General features: G+C 38.0%; 12 protein-coding genes. 7 read left to right on the top strand and 5 right to left on the bottom strand.

Translation table 11 applies throughout. The features are described from left to right. The first annotated feature begins 172 nt into the window (after nucleotides 1–172). The 5 genes from Q2T41_RS01550 (at nucleotide 173) to Q2T41_RS01530 (ending at nucleotide 9962) form a co-directional block, all read left to right on the top strand. The gene (locus Q2T41_RS01550) at nucleotides 173–1963 is read left to right on the top strand and encodes a hypothetical protein (protein WP_304434548.1); all 1791 of its coding nucleotides are present in this window, start codon (nucleotides 173–175) and stop codon (nucleotides 1961–1963) included. Nucleotides 1964–2017: 54 nt separating this feature from the next. Continuing rightward, complete coding sequence (locus tag Q2T41_RS01545; protein ID WP_304434546.1) at nucleotides 2018–4327, top strand: GH92 family glycosyl hydrolase; 2310 nt, start codon at nucleotides 2018–2020, stop codon at nucleotides 4325–4327. A gap of 6 nt (nucleotides 4328–4333) precedes the next feature. Beyond that, nucleotides 4334–5869, top strand: a complete 1536-nt coding sequence (locus Q2T41_RS01540) for a glycoside hydrolase family 28 protein (RefSeq protein WP_304434544.1) — start codon at nucleotides 4334–4336, stop codon at nucleotides 5867–5869. A gap of 65 nt (nucleotides 5870–5934) precedes the next feature. Then, nucleotides 5935–8283, top strand: a complete 2349-nt coding sequence (locus Q2T41_RS01535; RefSeq protein ID WP_304434542.1) for a ligand-binding sensor domain-containing protein — start codon at nucleotides 5935–5937, stop codon at nucleotides 8281–8283. Further along, the gene (locus Q2T41_RS01530; RefSeq protein WP_304434540.1) at nucleotides 8280–9962 is read left to right on the top strand and encodes a hybrid sensor histidine kinase/response regulator transcription factor; all 1683 of its coding nucleotides are present in this window, start codon (nucleotides 8280–8282) and stop codon (nucleotides 9960–9962) included. The genes Q2T41_RS01535 and Q2T41_RS01530 overlap by 4 nt, the downstream gene beginning before the upstream one ends. 7 nt (nucleotides 9963–9969) lie before the next feature. Here the strand turns inward: Q2T41_RS01530 and Q2T41_RS01525 are convergent, their stop codons facing one another. The 4 genes from Q2T41_RS01525 to gnd are packed head-to-tail and all read right to left on the bottom strand — an operon-like array spanning nucleotide 9970 to nucleotide 13116. Further along, nucleotides 9970–10782 carry an SDR family oxidoreductase gene (locus Q2T41_RS01525; protein WP_304434538.1) on the bottom strand — a complete coding sequence of 271 codons (813 nt, stop codon included), beginning with the start codon at nucleotides 10780–10782 and terminating at the stop codon, nucleotides 9970–9972. Nucleotides 10783–10797: 15 nt separating this feature from the next. Next, nucleotides 10798–11133: an avidin-fold protein gene (locus tag Q2T41_RS01520; protein WP_304434537.1), complete on the bottom strand. Its 336-nt coding sequence runs from the start codon at nucleotides 11131–11133 to the stop codon at nucleotides 10798–10800. Nucleotides 11134–11165: 32 nt separating this feature from the next. Then, a complete protein-coding gene (locus Q2T41_RS01515; RefSeq protein ID WP_304434535.1) occupies nucleotides 11166–11765 on the bottom strand; it encodes a DUF3124 domain-containing protein in 600 nt (199 codons plus the stop codon). Next, nucleotides 11716–13116 (bottom strand): NADP-dependent phosphogluconate dehydrogenase, encoded by a 1401-nt coding sequence (gnd, locus tag Q2T41_RS01510; RefSeq protein ID WP_304434533.1) that lies wholly within the window; start codon nucleotides 13114–13116, stop codon nucleotides 11716–11718. The genes Q2T41_RS01515 and gnd overlap by 50 nt, the downstream gene beginning before the upstream one ends. A 185-nt stretch (nucleotides 13117–13301) precedes the next feature. On the opposite strand from gnd, the gene zwf reads away from it, so the two are divergent. Together zwf and pgl are read left to right on the top strand one after the other, a co-directional pair. After that, on the top strand, nucleotides 13302–14834 hold the full coding sequence (gene zwf, locus Q2T41_RS01505) for a glucose-6-phosphate dehydrogenase (RefSeq protein ID WP_304434531.1): 1533 nt from the start codon (nucleotides 13302–13304) through the stop codon (nucleotides 14832–14834). 34 nt (nucleotides 14835–14868) lie between these two features. Continuing rightward, the gene (pgl, locus tag Q2T41_RS01500; protein ID WP_304434529.1) at nucleotides 14869–15594 is read left to right on the top strand and encodes a 6-phosphogluconolactonase; all 726 of its coding nucleotides are present in this window, start codon (nucleotides 14869–14871) and stop codon (nucleotides 15592–15594) included. Here the strand turns inward: pgl and Q2T41_RS01495 are convergent. Then, complete coding sequence (locus Q2T41_RS01495; protein WP_144800721.1) at nucleotides 15575–16120, bottom strand: acyl-CoA thioesterase; 546 nt, start codon at nucleotides 16118–16120, stop codon at nucleotides 15575–15577. The genes pgl and Q2T41_RS01495 overlap by 20 nt on opposite strands. Nucleotides 16121–16154 lie beyond the last annotated feature (34 nt).

The following is a 16154-nucleotide window of genomic DNA, read 5'->3' as shown; positions in this document are numbered from 1 at the left end:
TTTTGTTAGTTAGGGCGGACTGGTTTGTCCGCCCTTCTTCTATTCATTTTTATACTATGTAAGAAATACATTAATACCTATTATCAGCTTAGGATATTGAATGGTTCAGGATCAATTAAGAGAATGAAATAGTACATTTAAAGGAAGAAATCATTAGCCATTATAACATACCATGAAAAATAATATAAGTCGTGCACAATTTTTATCAGTGGGTAGCTTGGCCATGGCCGGATTATGGTATAGTCAAGGTATATGGGCAATGGGTACAAAACTTGCAGATAAAAAAAGTGATAAGTTACTAATATCAAGATTTTTAGAGGCCAATGATCAAAGTGTCGAATCATTGTTAAATGAAGAGAAATTGTCCAGTTCAACAAGATTTTCTTCCTATAGAAGTGTTGCCAGGAATATATCCGTTATGGCAGCTTCTTTTTCCCATAAGGATTCAGATTTTTATCGGTCACAACCCGTATTGGAAGCTTTGCAACTTTATGCTGATATTTTATTGAAGGGTCAATATGAAGATGGTACGTTGGATTCTGGAGGAAACCGGCAATCACCTCCGGATACGGCATTTGTATTGGAGCATGTATGTGGTGCAATGAGTGTTTTGAAAAAAGACAACTTCAAGAACACCAATATTTTGACTAAAAGCATAGAAAAATTTATCTTAAATGCCGGGGAAGCAATGGTAACTGGTGGTGTACATACCCCAAACCATAGATGGGTGGTCTGTGCAGCTATAGCGGGAATTTATGAACTTTATCCTGACGAAAAATACGTCAATAGGATAGAGCAATGGTTGGCGGAAGGTGTTTATACCAATAATGATGGTCATTATCTTGAGCGTAGTGCCAATTATTCCGCCGTCATCAACAGGGCATTGATAACCATTGCAAAAACGCTACAAAGGCCAGCGCTTCTAGATTCAGTTCTTAAAAACTTGATTACTTATTGCTATTATACAGAGCCAAATGGTGATGTAGTCTCTATTGATTCTCGAAGGCAAGATCAATTACGACCTTCTACAATAACCAAGTTTTATGTGCAGTATAGATATATGGCTCTACGGACTAAAAATCCTTTACTGGTATATATGACGAAACAAATAGAAGGATTTGCTGATTTTGATTCTGTTATTCTTTCCCGTTCCTTGATAGAATTTATGATTGAGCCAGAATTGGGGTATGAGTTGCCTAAATCCAATCTTGTATTTGAGGAGTATGAAAAGATGTTTTCATCGTCCCATTTGGTCAGGATAAAGAGAGGTAATATTACAATGACCTTATTTGGTGGTATTGATAGGCCGCTGGAAATTGTATCGGGGAAATCATCGAACCCAAATTTTCTAACGTATCGTAAGGGAGCGGTGATATTAAAACACATGCGATTGTCAACATCATTCTTTAGAATGGGTTATTTTAGAAGCGAAGGAATTACAAAACAAGGAACATCCTATAAATTACATGAAAAGAAAGAAGCCTATTATTACCAGCCTTTAGAAAAGCAGTATCATTTGGATAATGGGGATTATAAATTATCGGAATCTCACGATAAAAGATTTTGGAACAAAATGGACTTTGATTCTAGGAAAAAGAGTAATGTTAAAACACAGGTTACGGACATAACATTAATTGAGCAAAACGGAGAACTTAACATTGATATCAAGGTAGATGGACCGCCCCATGTGGAAGTTACCTTGGAGATGTGTTTTGAAAAAGGGGGTACGTTAACCGGAACAACAACCTTGGATACCGATAAACATTTACTTAAATCGGGTTTTGGAATGTATCAGGTAGGAGAGGATCAAATTACATTTGGGCCGGGGCTGTACGTGCATGATCGGGTTTCTAGATTGGAAAGTGAACAATACGGATATCATAACGGGACACTACAAACAGATGGCGAACATGTATATATAACAGGTATTACACCTTTTGCCCATAGCTTAACCTTAAGTTAAGGTTGAAGTAAAATCAATATAAAATTATAAGTAAGCAATCAATAAACCACACCAATGGTCAACAAGAAAAAATCGTTATTCTGGGATAGTTTAAAATTGATAATTCTAGCCTTGTGCCTTGCCTCATGCGAAAAGGATAAGAATGATATGGAAGTACAACTGGTAGATTTGGTATACCCACAATTGGATACTGAAAATTCACGTTGGTTTTTCTTTTCATCTGCCAACAGGCCTTTTGGTATGGTAAACCTAAGTCCAGATACGGAAATTAATGGTGCTTGGGGCAGTGGTTATCGTTACAAAGTGGACACTATTAAAGGATTTAGCCATATACATGCATGGCAAATGTCCGGTCTTTCCGTTATGCCTATAAAAACCACAACAGAAAGGGATAGCACTATTTTTACTGATTTTTATTCAAGTTTTGACCATAATGAGGAAATTATATCACCGGGGTATCATTATTTGGAATTAGAGCGGTATGGTATCACAGCAGAATTGACCAGTACAAAGAGGGTAGGTTTTCATAAATATACCTATGCTAAAGGAACTAAGTCACGTTCGGTTCTATTGAATTTGAATACCGTATTGGGACCAAACGAGAATATTGATGGCACCCTGCAAAAAGATTCCAATATGGAACTTTCCGGGAGTTTTGTGATGACACCTACCAGAAGAAGACCAAAACCGTTGACTACATATTTTAAAATAAAGTTCAATACACCCATAGCTACTATTGAACAGGATGAGCAGACCAATAATTATATGGTGGTATTGAACGACACTGAAGATCCTGTGTTGATGAAGGTTGGTATTTCATATACCTCTATCAATAATGCGGAGACCAATATAATTACGGAACTTCCTCATTGGGACTTTAGTAAAACTGTAAACGAGTCCAAGTTGGAATGGAATACAATGTTGTCCCGTATTCAGATAGAAGGGGGGTCCGATCAGGACCAGCGAAGATTTTATACCGATCTGTGGCATGCCTTACAGGGAAGAAGGATTATTAGTGATGTCAATGGGGCGTATCCGGACAATACGGGCAAGGAGTTTAGAATAGGGCAATTACCCCTTAATGAACAAGGGTCTCCAAAGTTTAACCACTATAACTCGGATTCCTTTTGGGGTGCGCAATGGACGATAAATACCCTTTGGGGATTGGTATACCCTGATATTATGCATGAATTTAGCCAATCGTTAATGCAGTATTATAAAGATGGTGGGCTGGTACCAAGAGGACCATCTGGCGGCAACTATACCAATGTAATGACTGGCGCATCCTCAACACCCTTTATTGTATCTGCCATTCAAAAAGGAATTGTAAACGAACAATTGGATACCATTTATTCTGCTCTGAAAAAAAACCATATGCTTGGAGGAATCATGGGCAAAGCAGGTTATGAACATGATACGGATATAGGCGGAGGGCTAAAATATTATTTGGAGAAAGGCTATGTGCCTTGGCCTTTGCCAGAGGGTAAATTTGGGATTCATTTAGATGGATCTGGACAAACCTTGGAGTACGCCTATCAAGATTTTACCTTGGCTCAATTGGCCAAAAAAATTGGCAGGGAGGAAGATCGGCAATATTTTGAAAATCGTTCAAAGAATTACAAAAACGTATTCAATTCTGCTAGCGGATGGATGCAGGCTAGGAATGTGGAGGGGGAATGGTCAAAAGATTTTGATCCCTACGTATATGAAAACGGGTTTGTGGAATCTAATGCGGCCCAATCTACCTGGTTTGTTCCCCATGACATGGATGGCTTAAGTGCTTTAATGGGAGGAAAGGATACTGCGGTTGACAAATTGAACGCGCAATTTAAAAAGGCAGAGGAATTGAATTTTACCTCGGGAAATTCCCATGAAAGTGAACTGCATCCGGAGTATAGAAGAATTCCCGTAAACCTAGGTAATCAACCTTCTATACAGACTCCATTTGTGTTCAATAAACTGGGTAGACCAGATTTAACGCAATATTGGACCCGTAAGGTTGTTGAAAAAGCCTTTAGCGGACTAGCACCAAATACAGGATATAATGGCGATGAAGATCAGGGGTTAATGGGAAGCCTTAATGTATTATATAAAATAGGATTATTTCAAATGAACGGAGGCACAGAGGAAAATCCTGAATACCAAATAGGGAGTCCTATCTTCAATAAAATTAGCATTAAACTTCATCCTGGATATTATCAAGGAGAAACATTTATTATACAGGCAAAGGACAACAATGCATCCAATATATATTCTGACATACCGGTATTCAATGGTGCGGAATTGCCCAATTATAACATACGGCATTCAGATATTGTAAAAGGAGGAGAATTAATATTGAATATGAAAAACAGTGCAAATTAAACAGGAATGAAAACGAATCCATTATATATACCATTAGTATTTACCTTGTTATTGTTGACCCACTGTACCACAATGGGCCAAACGCAACTCCAAAACATAAAAGAGTACCAAGTAACTGATTTTGGGGCATCGGACAAAGGAGATGAATTAAGTACGCAAGCCATACAGCAAGCTATAGATGCGGCACATAAGGCTAAGGGAGGCAAGGTTGTTTTAACAAAGGGTACATATTTGTCAGGTACCATTGAGCTAAAGGATAATGTACATTTGCAATTAGATGAGGGTGCTGTATTATTGGGCACTACAGACGCCTATCAATATAAGAAATTGGAGCAGGGTAACCTGGCTTTGATCGTGGCAAAGGAAGCCAGTAATATCTCTATAACCGGTAAAGGAACTATAGATGGACAAGGGAGGAAATTGGCATTGGCCATAGATAGTCTTCACCACATTGGGGAGCGTATAGACCCTAAATATAATAAGAAGCGCATGCGGCCAAATGAGTTGCAAAGACCAGAATTGATAAATTTACTTAGGTGTACCAATGTAAATTTTTCCAATGTTACCCTAAAGAGTTCCGCCAGTTGGCTCCAGACCATTGAGCAATGTACGGATGTTAGGTATGATAGTGTCACTATTCATAACGGAGCCTATTGGAACAACGATGGTTTTGACATTGTAGATTGTAAAAATGTTAGTATAACCAATTGTAATATAGATGCTGCAGATGACGGTATTTGTTTAAAATCGCATTCTAAAGACCATTATAATGATGGTATATATATTGCAAATTGCACCATTAGGTCCAGCGCCAGTGCCATTAAGTTTGGTACTGCATCCTTAGGTGGTTTCAAGAACGTAACCATAGAGAACATTAAAGTTTTTGATACGTTTAGATCGGCCATTGCCATAGAATCGGTTGATGGGGGAATTATAGAAAACGTTACGGTAAATAACATAACGGCCTTAAATACCGGTAATGCATTATTTATACGTTTGGGTCATCGATCAGGGGACAGAGCAGGTGTAGTCAAGGATGTTAGTATAACGAATATAGATGTTCAGGTGCCATTTGGCAGGCCAGATATCGACTATGATTTAAGGGGACCAGAAGTAAATTTCTTTCATAATCCATTTCCATCTTCTATTACAGGTATTGAAGGGCACCATGTAGAAAATGTTCAATTAGAAAATATTACGATTAGATATCCGGGCAGGGCGTCCAAAGGAATGGCCTATGTGCCATTGAGTAGATTAAATCAAGTAAAGGAAGAGGTAAAAGGCTATCCAGAATTTTCCATGTTTGGAGAGCTTCCTGCGTATGGGCTATATGTACGTCATGTAACGGGCATTACTATGAAAAATATCATCTTTACTTTGGAAAATGAGGATTTTAGACCTGCCATAATATTTGATGATGTCTCCAATATTACACTTTCAAGATTAGTGGTGCCAAAAAGTAATAAAAGTGAGATTATCCTCAAAGATGCATCAATTAATTCTATAGATGAGGAGCTTTTGCAACAACTAGAAAAGCTTTAGGTAAAGTTTGTTTGTTAAGCGTTTAAATGCCTATTTTATGAGAATAAATAGATAGTGAACATTCAATGAAATATTGTTATAGTTTTATGTTGATGGTGTTGGTGAGCTTACAGTTAAGTTCGCAAAACCTGAAATTCAATCATTATAATGATAACAACGGGCTCTCCCATAATTCGGTTAGATATATTAACCAAGATAAACATGGTTTTCTATGGTTTGGTACATTTTCCGGGCTTAATAGATTTGATGGCTATCAATTCAAACAATATCTAAGTACTTCTCCAGGACAAAAAACATTGTTGAACGATGATATAACCGCCCTTGAGATAGATGAGCGGACCAATACCATGTGGATAGGTACCCGTGGCGGACTAACTCGTTTTAATATGGATACCCACACGTTCCATACCTATCTTCCTGAGGACAATAAAAAAGATGCCTTGCCAGATCAAGAGATCAGATCTATATATATTGATCAATTTCAACGGATTTGGGTAGGAACAAAGAATGAGGGGTTAAGTATCCTGTATCCTGACAAAGATAGTTTTGAGCATGTTGAAATAGAGGGTTTTAACTACGTTAAAGATATATTTGAAGATAAGGAAGGTAATATCTGGATCGGTAGTTATGGCTCTGGCGGGGTGGCAAAAATTTATTTAAATGCATCAGGAGCCATTCAACAGATTAAAAGGTATACTTTGGATATTCCCAATAGTACCGAAATAAACCCCTATATAAATTTCATAGATCAAGATCATAAGGGAGACCTATTTATAGGAACACGAGAGGGACTGTATAAATTAGATTTGGCAATAGATGGCTTTAACAATTTGGTTATTTCTAAAAATGAACAAGGTAATAATCTAGGACCGTATTTTTTGGCATTGGCAAGGGCCCCTGATGGCAAATATTGGTTAGGGACTTTAGATGGGGTAGTGGTATGCCATCAAATGGAAGATTTGACCGAAGGGAAGTATGAACTTCACCAATCCGTTTTGTCAGACGGTACATCGTTGGTGGACAATTTGGTATCGGCATTGTTTTTTGATAAATCTGGTGTGTTGTGGATAGGCACTGAAGATGGTCTGGATAAGTATGATCCGGTTGAAAATCAGTTTGCGCTCAATAAGGATATCTCAAGACTAATAGGTAACAAGGCACCTAGAATCAGGGGATTCTCAAAAGCATTTGATGATAGGATCATTGTAGCTACAAGAAATAACGGTCTTTTTGTTTCCAATGGTAATGGGTATGAAGCATTATTGGACATTGGTACGGATATGGCCAGTATTTATACGGTAGATGGTAAGCTTTTCTATTGTGGACTATGGAACGGCAAAGTGCAGGTATATGACTACATCCGTAATAAAGCAAAAGTCATTGAGACCGGTTTTACGGCTTCGCCAGTGTTGGCATTTACACAGCTCAACACAAATACTGTTTTAGTAAGTTCTTTTGGTGAGGGAGCAGTACTCTTGAATACGGAAAATTTAAGCGTAACACCTTATGATCAAAGATTTTTAGATGGTTTTCAAATCAATACCATGGTCAAGGATGGTAATGACATATGGTCCGCAACAGAGACAGGTATTGTTCGTTTGAGTATGGATTCTGGGGAATTTAAGGTTTATGATGCACTTTCGGACGAAAAAATAAACTTTCCTGATGCTAATAACGTGAGTGATATCCTTAAAGATGATAACGATATTATTTGGGCTTCCTCAAGATATGGATTTAGTTATTATGACCGTACATCAGATAGTTTTCAGACCTACTTAAAACATAAAGAACTTTCGGGCAGATGGGTAACCGATATTTTGAACGATAGTGATAATAACCTGTGGCTCAATATGAACAATAACAGTATTGCAAAACTCAATACTTTGACCAATGAGGCAAATATCTATCAAGTAAATAGTGGTAATAGATTAGACGTATTTAGCTCCGGGGGGTTTTACACCGCAGATGGCAGGAATATTTATCTTGGCGCCAAAAGTGGCATTATCCATTTTTCTACGGAAACATTGGAGAGGAACCTATCTAGCACAACACCGGTCATAACTGCGTTTAGGATACAGAACAAAGAAGTTACGCCTGGTATGGAAGTCAACGGCCAAGTTCCGTTACGATCGGATATCAACCTTTCCAAAAAGGTAGAGCTCAACTATGATAACCGAAATTTTTCGTTGCAATTTTCAGAACCTACTTTTGCCAACGAAAAGCTGAACAGTTTTCAATATATGCTAGAGGGTTTTGATGATCAATGGATCACTACCACAGGTTTTTCCCGTACGGTACAGTATACCAATTTATTTCCAGGGGATTATATATTCAAGATTCGTTCCAGAAACGGTGATGGACAATGGAGTGAGACCGCATCTTATCAAATAGAGATTACCCCCCTTTTTGGATGACCCCCAAGGCAATCCTATTATTTTTGATTCTTTTAGGTTCGGTAATTTATTTGGTAAGGAGGGAGATTAAGAATCGTATTCGGTTAAAACAAGAATTATTGACGGAAAAGGTCAATAGGGAACATGATGTTAAATTGAACAATGAAAAATTACGTTTCTTCACGAATATCTCACATGAACTCAGAACACCACTGACCCTTATTTTAGGACCTGTTAAACAACTGTTGGAAGATAATGCACAGCAAGTGACAACGTACCAAAAAAGCAGGTATGAGCTAATTCATAACAATGCAAACAGGTTGTTTTCTTTGGTAAACCAGGTTCTTGATTTTAGAAAAGCACAAAGTGGTGAACTTAAGCTAAAAACAATGGAAACGGATATTTTGGCCTATTCAAAAAATATATTCGATTCATATAAGGAATTGGCCAATAACAAGAATATTGAACTAAGTTTTATCACGGAAAATGAAGATATACATGGTTGGATAGATAATGACAAATTTGATAAAATTCTGTATAATCTATTATCCAACGCATTAAAATTTACGCCGGATTTTGGTAACGTAGAACTTTATTTACGCTATAATGAAAAAACAGGAAAATTAAATATAGAAGTAAGTGATAATGGGATAGGTATTTCCAAGAAAAGTCAGAAAAAGATTTTCAATAGGTTTTACCAAGCCACCTCCACCAAACAAAACAACACGGGGTCAGGAATTGGTCTTTCATTAGTACAATCATTGGTGGAACTCCATAAAGGTAACATTGAGGTAAAAAGTAATTTGGACAAGGGTAGCATATTTATGGTAGAATTGCCAATAGAACGTAGATTTTATGAGGACGATGAGGTGTTTGAACTTTCGTTGCCAAAACATAGCAAAAACGAAGAATTGAAAGATGCACCCAAAAAAATTATTCAAGATACCGGATTAAAACAAAAAATATTGGTAATAGATGACAATGCGGAACTAAGAAAATATTTAGTGGATTATTTGTCTGGATTTTATAAAGTATATGAAGCGGAAAATGGATATCAGGCATTGACTCTTTGTAGACAGATAAGACCTACATTATGTGTATCGGATGTAATGATGCCCGTAATGAACGGACTCGAGTTTTGTGAGAAACTAAAGAACGATCAATTTATAAGTCATATTCCCGTAGTATTATTGACTGCATTGTCAGATAATAAGGATAAGGTCAAAGGATATGGCACAGGTGCGGACGGTTATTTGATAAAACCTTTTGATCCGTCATTGTTAAAATTAATGATAGAGAATATTATTAAAACACGCTTGGATCTTAAAGCAAAATTTGCGGCCGAAACAGAAAGTGAGGTCAGCTTGCTCACACATTCTCCCGTAGATAAGTCGCTTATGCTCAAGGTTACGGAGTTGATCAATTCCAATTTGGATAAATCAGATTTATCAACTTCTTTTCTATGCCAAGAGTTGGGAATGAGCTCCTCTAAATTATATCAGAAAATAAAGGAACTGACAGATTTGGCACCTACGGAATTTATTAGGACGGTACGATTGAAAAAATCAGCGTCCTTATTAAAAACAAAAAAGTACAATGTTTCTGAGGTTACGAATTTAATTGGGTTTAATGATCCGTTATATTTTAGCCGTTGCTTTAAAAAACAATTTGGATATCCACCCAGTAAGCTATTAAAATAGGAAACTTTTATTCTTTAGGTGGTCTTCCAGTAAAATGGTCCATGGTATGATATACCCCAAGGACTTTACCGGTAAGCCAATCAAAAGTTGTTATTGGAAGTACAGCCTGCGCAAAACGTATCAATCTATACATATAACCGGGTATCGTAACCATTTTTTTGTTTTTCTCTATAGCGGTGATGATGGTCACTGCAGTTGCTTCAGGTTTCAAGATGGGAATTTTTGAACGTACTCCTTTAAACATTCCGGTAGCTATATAATAAGGCATTACGGTGGTTACCTTAATGTTCTTGTTTAATTGTTCCATTTCTAGGCGTACACTTTCGGAAAAACCTATTAGGGACCATTTACTTGCTACGTATACGGACATTTTTGGGTTAGATAATAAGCCGCCGGACGAAGCAATATTACATATATGACCCGTATTTCTCTCCATCATGGAATTTATAAATGCATGGGTAACGTGTATAGGGGCATTAGCATTAATTTGCATGGTCCTATCTATATCCTCTACGGTATGTTCAGATAAATACTTGCCTACAATGATACCTGCATTATTAATAAGAAAATCTACCCCGTTAAAGTCGTTTAAAACGTTTTTTGCCGTAGCATGTATGCTTTGGATATCGGTAACATCAACCTTCATAAGCACCAAAGAGCCCAAAGTGCCGTAAGTAGATTGCAACCTGGTAAAAGCACTATCGTCAATGTCCCATATAATGACCGTAGCCCCTCTTTCAAGGAGTAATCTAACCATGATTTCTCCAATACCCGAAGCTCCTCCGGTTACGAGGGCAATCTTATTGTGGAACGTTTGCATTGTACTGTTTTTAGCTTAAATCTCTTCTATAATGGAAACCCCTTCGGATTTATCTCCTGATGTCCAACGCCATTGCTCATGAAGTCTAATTTTTCCAATTGGCAGAACTTGGGGCGTTGATCGGCATATGCCTGTCATGAGCTCACCTTGCACATTAATTTGATGATAGCGCATATCTATTGTTCCGTTGGTATCAACAATACCGAGTATGTGTCCTGTTTTAATTTGGCCTCCTGAATAGGTGGCGGTAAGTACAGCACCGTTTTGTTTATAAAGAAAAATGGTTTCATTGCCGGTTTCCCCATTTTCTGAAGTTGTAACAACTTTAAAATGTTTGTTGTCATAGTTCATAATAAACTTGCCAATACCAGATTAAAAAAGGTCTATTCTTGCTCTACTTCAACACCTTCCGTTGTAAAGGAAAAAGCCTGTGCGCCAAGACCACCTACCATTACTGCCTGGAACAGGGGATTCAATTTTTTCTTGGAATACCAATCTATGATAAAATTGGCTCCGCTACCTCCTGAGGTGTCCTGCTGTTCTATAACATAATCAATAGTTTCCATAGGCTTAAGGTAAATAGGGGAATCAAGATAACTTCTAACCAAATCTCCCTGAGTATTATAATAATCTATTTTACTAACGAATAGACTATCACGAATACTGGTGTTTCGTATGCTTAACGTAGCGGTAAGCAACGTCCTTGTGTCCCTCGTCTGGTTATAGATATCGGAATAGATTGGCACATAAACCTGCCGCAATAATGAATCGCTAATGGCGGCATTTGCCCTTCTGTTCAATGTATGGTCATCCAAAATTTCTACAGGTTGTTCCTTGGGGTTGACCTCTTTACAGGAACTCATGGTATGTACCAAAAGTGCCATTGTACAATATCCAAATATTTTAAATACGGATGTTTTCAATTTTGTGATATTAAGCTTCCCACTCGGTATGGAAAATTCCTTCTCTGTCCAATCGCTCATAGGTATGAGACCCAAAGTAGTCGCGTTGAGCCTGAATAAGGTTCAGCGGTAACTTACTAGAGGTATAAGCATCAAAATAGGTAAGTGAATTGGATAGTCCTGGAAGCGGTATACCGTTTGTTGCCCCAAAGGCAACTAACTTCCTGGCTGCATCAACGGTATCTTTGATCTTATCCACAAATGTGGCAGAGAGCAAAAGGTTAGGTAATGCAGGCTCCGCCTTAAATGCTTCGGTGATATCTGCTAGTAGGCCTGCACGGATAATACAACCGGCCCTCCATATTTTAGCAATGACAGAAATATCCAGTTGATATCCATATTCTTTAGAGGCATCTGCCAATTGGTGCAATCCTTGGGCATAGGTAACAATAAACGAGAAATACAATGCCTTTTCTGAAAGATCGGTCAATTGTGCCTTTTCCATATGTTGCACGGTTGGTCTATCATAAAGGGCATCTGCCTTGATTCTTTCATCTTTTAATGCAGAAATCTCGCGCATACTAACGGCCACATCTATAGAGGGGACCGGTATACCCAGGTCCATCGCATTTTGGCTGGTCCATTTACCCGTACCTTTCTGCTTGGCCTTATCCAAAATTTGATCAACCAAACGGCCTTTGACCAGTGTGTCCTCTTGCTTAAAGATTTCAGAGGTTATTTCTACAAGAAAAGACTGTAACCTACCAGCGTTCCAACTGGCGAAAATGTCATGTAATTCATCATTATCATGATCGCCCCCTTTTCTTAATACATCATATATTTCGGAAGTAAGTTGCATTAGGCCATATTCAATACCGTTATGCACCATTTTAACATAATTACCTGCAGATTTTGGACCTAAATAAGCTACGCAGGGTTCACCATTATATTTTGCGGATACAGCTTCAAATATGGGCTTTATATGCTCATAGGCAGATTTGGATCCGCCGGGCATAATACTTGGGCCCTTACGAGCTCCTTTGGCACCTCCTGAAACCCCGGCCCCAAAGAAATTGATGCCCCGGTTCTGTAACGTAGCTTCCCTACGGTCGGTATCGGTAAAAAAGGAATTACCGCCATCAATGATGATATCGCCTTTGTCAATATGTGGTAACAATGATTCTATTACGGCATCTACAACTTTTCCGGCAGGTACCAGTAACATTATTTTACGTGGCTGCTTAAGATTCTTTACAAAGGTCTTAATATTGGTAGAGGCATCTACTTGCTCTAAATTTCCCCCTTCATTTTTTAAGGAATTCACCTTTTCGGCATCTAGATCATACCCAAAGGCAGAGAATCCGTTATCCGCAACATTAAGTATAAAATTACGTCCCATTACTCCAAGACCTACCAATCCAAAATCGTACATAAAAAGTTGTTTATAGAATTAAATTATCACTTTAGGAATTTATTTTGTTATAGGAATTCCTAGGCCCTATACGGTATAGTTCAAAATTAATTTAAAATATTGACTTTAATGGTTAATGCAGTTGCAAAGCAACGTAAATTTGCTTTTCTTATCAATATATTCTAAAAATAGTATAGAAAGCGTTTATGAAGAACACAGACAATCAAATGCTCATCATATTTGGAGCATCTGGAGATTTGACCGCAAGAAAATTAATTCCCGCAATCTTTAATTTATATAAGGGCAATCATCTTCCGGAGAACTTTGTGGTGCTTGGTGTTAGTAGAAGTGACCTTGGTGATCTAAAATTCAGGAACAAGGTAGTTTTGGAAAGTGTTTATCTTGAGGAGGACCGTAAGCAGTTTGATGAGGAATTTATTCAAAAGTTCGCCAATAAACTATTTTATGAGGACTTGGGTTCAGAATATGATACTTCATATGAACGTTTGGAAAAACGCATTTCTGACCTTGATCAAAAATATGGCACTAACGGAAACCATATTTTTTATTTATCTACCCCACCAAGTCTTTACGAGCCTATAGCTAAAAATTTATCCGATCAAGGATTAAACGATCAGACCAGTGGTTGGCGAAGGCTGATCGTTGAGAAACCGTTTGGATATAGTTTAGAAACAGCACAGGATCTTAACAAAGGGCTACATTCCTATTTTAAAGAAGGACAGATATTTAGAATAGATCATTATTTAGGCAAGGAGACCGTTCAAAATTTATTGGTTACCCGTTTTGCCAACAGTATTTTTGAGCCGCTTTGGAACAGAAATTACATACACCACGTAGAAATTACAAATGCGGAGAGCGTTGGTGTGGAAAAACGTGGAGGATATTACGATAAGAGTGGGGCGTTAAGGGATATGTTTCAAAGTCATCTATTACAGATTGTAGCCTTGATCGTAATGGAACCCCCATTAAGTGCCAATGCAGAGGAAATACGTAATGAGAAGTTAAAGGCGTTGAAGTCCCTTAAGATAATGACAGATGAAAAAACCCTCTATGAAAATACAATAAGGGCACAGTACGTGGCCTCTAAAATAGAAGGGGAGGAAGTTAAGGGATATAGGGAAGAAGATGGTGTGGACGAGGATTCAACTACGGAAACCTTTGCCGCCATTAAGTTTTTTGTTGATAATTGGCGATGGGCAGATGTACCCTTTTATGTAAGAACGGCCAAACGTATGCCCACAAAGGTAACAGAGGTGGTCATACATTTTAAGACACCACATCATCAAATTTTTAAGGAATCGGGTGTAAGCAATAAAGACAATAAATTAATTATTAGGATACAGCCAGATGAAGGTATATTGTTGAAATTTGGTGTTAAGGTTCCGGGCCAAGGTTTTGAGGTGGAACGTGCCAATATGGACTTCTACTATTCTAGCTTGACCGAAAATCATGTTATGGAAGCTTACGAGCGACTGTTATTGGACGCTATGCAAGGAGATGCCACCTTGTATGCCAGGGCAGATGAAGTGGAGGCGGCATGGGCCTTTGTTGATCCTATTTTGGATTACTGGAAAAATGGTAAAGATGTTAAAATGTACGGATATGCCGCAGGTGTTTGGGGTCCGGAAAATGCCAATGATTTGATAGAGGGTCTAGGGGAGTGGCGCAACCCTAGTGAAAATTTAGCCGATGACCCAGGTTTCTGTGTAATTTGCTAAAACCTGTAATACGTTATAAAATATAGTATAGAGAATGGAAATTAAAGTTTATCAAAATAAAGAAAAGGTTGCAGAGGAATTTTCAAAGTATTTTATAGAAAAATCATTCACTAAAAGCCCATTTCATGTGGCGTTATCTGGTGGTAGTACCCCTAAAATAGTCTTTGATGTCCTAGCGGAAAAATTTTCCGATAAAGTAGATTGGAACCTTATTCATTTTTATTGGGGAGATGAGCGTTGTGTAGCACCGGATGATGACGAGAGCAATTATAAGATGACGGTAAAACATTTGTTGTCCAAAATTAATATACCGGAGAAAAATATCCATAGAATTAAAGGTGAAGAAAATCCAAAGGAAGAGGCAAAACGCTATGGTGAACTCTTAGAAGATCTGTTGCCCAAGGAATTGGGTTTGCCACAATTTGATTTGGTCATACTTGGAATGGGAGATGACGGGCATACGGCATCCATATTTCCACATGAATTAAAGTTGTGGGTCTCACCGGACAATTGTGAGGTGGCCATGCATCCGGAATCGGGTCAACTTAGGGTTTCATTGACCGGTAGGATTATCAACAATGCAAAAACAGTAACGTTTTTGGTTACTGGAAAAAGTAAGGCGGAGAAAGTAAAGGTTATAATTGATCGGGAAGAGGACTATTTGGATTACCCTGCAAGTCATGTATCTCCAAAGACTAAGGATTTAGTTTGGTTCATGGATGCCGCAGCGGCAAAACTGCTTACTTTAGATCAATCTTAATATTTTCATTTTCCAACTCCTTGATATAGGCTTGCGGGTTAAACGTTTTTGATTCAAATTTGGTATCACGTTCCTGGGCTTCTAATTTGCGGTATTTGCTCCTTGCAAAACGGCGTACCCCTTGATCATCGGATATGATTAGTCCGGGAACGGGAACGTTTTTGCCATCATCTCCTTTGGCAACCATTGTAAAATAAGAGGAATTACAATGCTTTTTCTTTCCTGTGGTAATATTTTCAGATTCCACGCGTACACCAACCACCATTGAGGTACGGCCTGTATAATTAATGCTTGCCTTTAAGGTAACCAGCTCGCCCACTTCAATGGGATTAAGAAAATTCACCCTATTGACAGATGCCGTAACGCAATATTGTTGTGAATGTTTGGATGCACATGCAAATGCTATTTGATCCATTAAGTTTAAAATATAGCCGCCATGAACCTTGCCTCCAAAATTGGAGTGTGAGGGTAGCATAAGTTCTGTTATGGATACCCTTGATTCCTTTACGTTTTTATACTTTTCCATCTGTTGGGGATGTGCTTTAAACAATTATAAATTC

The sequence above is a fragment of the Maribacter confluentis genome, assembly GCF_030505015.1.
Lineage (GTDB): Bacteria > Bacteroidota > Bacteroidia > Flavobacteriales > Flavobacteriaceae > Maribacter > Maribacter sedimenticola.
The sequence above is the reverse complement of the archived record's forward strand: the minus strand, read 5'-3'. Positions and strand labels throughout refer to the sequence as shown.

Coding starts and splice junctions, on each gene's coding strand:
- Q2T41_RS01545 (WP_304434546.1), top strand. CDS start 2,018: ATGGTCAACAAGAAAAAATCGTTATTCTGGGATAGTTTAAAATTGATA.
- pgl (WP_304434529.1), top strand. CDS start 14,869: ATGGAAATTAAAGTTTATCAAAATAAAGAAAAGGTTGCAGAGGAATTT.
- Q2T41_RS01530 (WP_304434540.1), top strand. CDS start 8,280: ATGACCCCCAAGGCAATCCTATTATTTTTGATTCTTTTAGGTTCGGTA.
- zwf (WP_304434531.1), top strand. CDS start 13,302: ATGAAGAACACAGACAATCAAATGCTCATCATATTTGGAGCATCTGGA.
- Q2T41_RS01540 (WP_304434544.1), top strand. CDS start 4,334: ATGAAAACGAATCCATTATATATACCATTAGTATTTACCTTGTTATTG.
- Q2T41_RS01535 (WP_304434542.1), top strand. CDS start 5,935: ATGAAATATTGTTATAGTTTTATGTTGATGGTGTTGGTGAGCTTACAG.
- Q2T41_RS01550 (WP_304434548.1), top strand. CDS start 173: ATGAAAAATAATATAAGTCGTGCACAATTTTTATCAGTGGGTAGCTTG.
- Q2T41_RS01515 (WP_304434535.1), bottom strand. CDS start 11,765: ATGAGCGATTGGACAGAGAAGGAATTTTCCATACCGAGTGGGAAGCTT.
- Q2T41_RS01525 (WP_304434538.1), bottom strand. CDS start 10,782: ATGCAAACGTTCCACAATAAGATTGCCCTCGTAACCGGAGGAGCTTCG.
- gnd (WP_304434533.1), bottom strand. CDS start 13,116: ATGTACGATTTTGGATTGGTAGGTCTTGGAGTAATGGGACGTAATTTT.
- Q2T41_RS01520 (WP_304434537.1), bottom strand. CDS start 11,133: ATGAACTATGACAACAAACATTTTAAAGTTGTTACAACTTCAGAAAAT.
- Q2T41_RS01495 (WP_144800721.1), bottom strand. CDS start 16,120: ATGGAAAAGTATAAAAACGTAAAGGAATCAAGGGTATCCATAACAGAA.